Annotated in this window: 3 protein-coding genes; 2 read left to right on the plus strand and 1 reads right to left on the minus strand. The window is 69.1% G+C overall.

Features of this window, described 5'->3' with window-relative positions; all coding sequences use genetic code 11:
• Window positions 1-1153 (plus strand): hypothetical protein (locus tag AC1D15_RS26050; protein ID WP_477828268.1); only part of this gene is annotated, 1153 nt, incomplete at its 5' end.
• On the opposite strand, the gene AC1D15_RS26055 is transcribed toward AC1D15_RS26050, so the two are convergent.
• Window positions 1068-2234: an FAD-binding oxidoreductase gene (locus AC1D15_RS26055; RefSeq protein WP_477828269.1), complete on the minus strand. Its 1167-nt coding sequence runs from the start codon at window positions 2232-2234 to the stop codon at window positions 1068-1070. The genes AC1D15_RS26050 and AC1D15_RS26055 overlap by 86 nt on opposite strands.
• Window positions 2235-2398: 164 nt before the next feature.
• Between AC1D15_RS26055 and AC1D15_RS26060 the strand changes: the two genes are divergently transcribed.
• Window positions 2399-2643, plus strand: a 245-nt coding sequence (locus AC1D15_RS26060; protein WP_477828270.1) for a DEAD/DEAH box helicase, incomplete at its 3' end; no start/stop codon positions are given.

A 2643-nucleotide genomic window follows, 5' to 3' on the forward strand; every position in this document is an offset into this window, starting at 1 on the left:
GCGCCTGGTGGTGGTGGGCGCGGCCTGTGTCTCGCTCTATTTCCTGGCCTGGTCCGATGTACGCAGCGCATTCGGAGACGCAACGCTCGCGCGGACCGTCCTGGGGCAGGGCGTCGGAGTGGCTTGCGTCGTGTCGCTGCTGCTCCTGTCTGGACTTCCCCAGACGTCCTGGAGCCGCTGCCGCTGGGCCCTGGTGCTGGGTTGCATGCTGTTCGTGGCGAGTCAGCAGATGGTGGGCCAGTTCGTCGCCCGACCCCACGCCTGGCCGCCCGTTGCCGAAGCCAGGGCCGAAAAGCCGGGTCGGTCAGCGCAGATCTACCTGCTGCTCGACGAACTCAATGCGGGGGCGGCCGCCCCTTTTGTCGAGGTCTTGCGCGAGGCAGGCCTGCCGGTGAAATTCAAGTCCGTGCAGCCGGTCGCCCACGCGACGGCGCAGGTCGTCCCGCAGTTGTTCGCCGGACAGCCCTTCGGGCAGGCCAAGCCTTGCGGCTGGACCACGGTCTGCAGCGATTCCGCGGCGCTGGATTTCTCGATGATCTCCGCCACCCGCCCGGACGTCGACGTGATCGGCTTCTACATGCCCTACTGCGCCATGCGGGGGCTGCGCTACTGTGCCCGGCTGTCACCCGTCTCTGCCGTCTTGGACCCGGCTCGGTGGCGCTGCGGTTTCGCACGCCGGCTGGGCCTGGGCAGCGATGCCGCCCAGGCGCAATGCGCAACCTTGCACGTCGACCGCTGGCAGGGCTTCGTGTCGGAACTCGAGCAGGCGATCTGGCGGGCTCCGCTGTGGAGCCGCGGCGGAATGATGTATGCGCACGTGCCCCTGCCCCATCCACCCGGTTCGACGGTTGGTGGCCCCCTCGCGGTGCACTACCGCGAGAACGTCGGGCGGGCTGTCAAGCTGGTGCGGGGCATGGTGGACCGCGCCCGTCGGTCAGGGTTCGACCGGCTGACCATCGTCATCTTCTCAGACCACCCGCTGCGGCCCTGGGTCTGGTGTTCCAACGCGCTCTACGCCACGAACGGATGTCCGCCTCCGCGGGACCTGCTCGACGAGCGGGTTCCGGTCATCGTGGCAGGGGACTCCCTGCCCTCGCTGGACGGGATGGAGAACAACGGCGGGATCTTTTCGCTGCTGGTGAACCCGCCCTGAACCGAGCCATTCTCACCAGGAGGCTGAGCAGGCAGCCTGGGTTCTCGGGGCGGACCTGCCTCTCAGGCCTCCACACGCAGGCGCCGCGCGGCCGCCAGCCGCACCGCATGCCACCGCATGGTCCGCTCGATCGCCGTCTCCACATCGATGACCACCCGGGTGCCGAGCGCCTTCGCCGTGTGGCCGAGGTCGGGGAAGAAGTCGTGGCTGCGGCCGTCGTCCTTCTGGTGGCTGCGCAGCAGGATCTGCGGCGACGGGGTCGTGCGTGCGCCGACCCGACCCGCGCCGCGGCATCGGCATGGCTCAGCGGCTCGTCGCCGCCCAGGTTGTAGGCGGCTCCGTCCTGGCCCGACAGGCAGGCCTGCAGCAGCCAGGCCGCGACGTCGCTGCCGTACAGGTAGCTGCGTCGGCTGGTGCCTTCGCCATGGACGCGGATCTCGCGGCCCGACAGCGCGTCGCGGATGAAATTGTTCATCGCCCAGGGCTCGAGCATGGCCTTGACCGGTGCGATGCCGGTGCCGGTGGCCAGGAAGACCAGGCGCATCCCCTCGGTCTCGCGGACGAAGAAGGTGCCCAGCGGGCCATGCAGGCGCAGCAGGTCGTTGGTGCAGGCCTGCCCGAACCAGTACTCGCTCATCACGCCGCCCGGGACCTGGCGGACGTGCAGTTCGAGCGGCATGGCCTCGGCCCGGGCCGAGGCGAGCGAGTAGCTGCGCCGCACGCCGCCGTGGCCGATCACGTCGATGTACTGGCCGGCGACGAACGTGAAGGTGCTGGCAGGCGGCAGGCGCAATGTCGCCCGCACCACGTCGGGCGACACGCGCTGGATCGACTGCAACCGGCACGGCCAGGTGCGGGCTGCCGCGAGGTGGACATCGCCCAGGTCTTCGACCGCCAGTGCGATGTCGCTGGTGGCGGTGCGCACGCAGGTGAGGATGCTTCCGGCCGCGCGCTCTTCGTCGCTCAACTCCATCTCGGCATGCAGCAGCGAGGTGTCGCCCGACACGAGGCCGGCATCGAGCACGGACTCGCCGCCATGCGTTTCGAAGGTCTTGCCGGTGGAGAGGTGGACAACGGGCATCGGGTAGCCGACGGCGTTGCGGGATGTGGATGGGCCTGACAGTCTACGATCGGGAAACCGCTGATCAGCCCTGAAATCGCCCTGATCTGGCACCAAAACCATTGGACGCAGGCGGTCCGAACGGCACGGAGGATAATCCGGGGATGATCTCTTCCCCCACGGACATGTCCGTCACCGAATCCTCCCCCGGCTCTACCGACGCTTCGGTCCCCCCGCCCGTGGTGGAATTCGCTTCCCTCGGCCTGGCGCCCGTGCTGCAAAAAGCCGTCGCCGAGTCCGGCTACACGCAGTGCACGCCGATCCAGGCCAAGGCGATCCCGATCGTGCTGGCCGGCCGTGACGTGATGGGCGCCGCGCAGACCGGCACCGGCAAGACGGCCGCCTTCTCGCTGCCGCTGCTGCACAAGAT

It is taken from the genome of Rhizobacter sp. P2_H2, from assembly GCF_056403375.1.

Excerpts from the sequence above, each read along its gene's own strand:
- AC1D15_RS26055 (WP_477828269.1), bottom strand. The coding sequence starts at position 2,234 with ATGCCCGTTGTCCACCTCTCCACCGGCAAGACCTTCGAAACGCATGGC.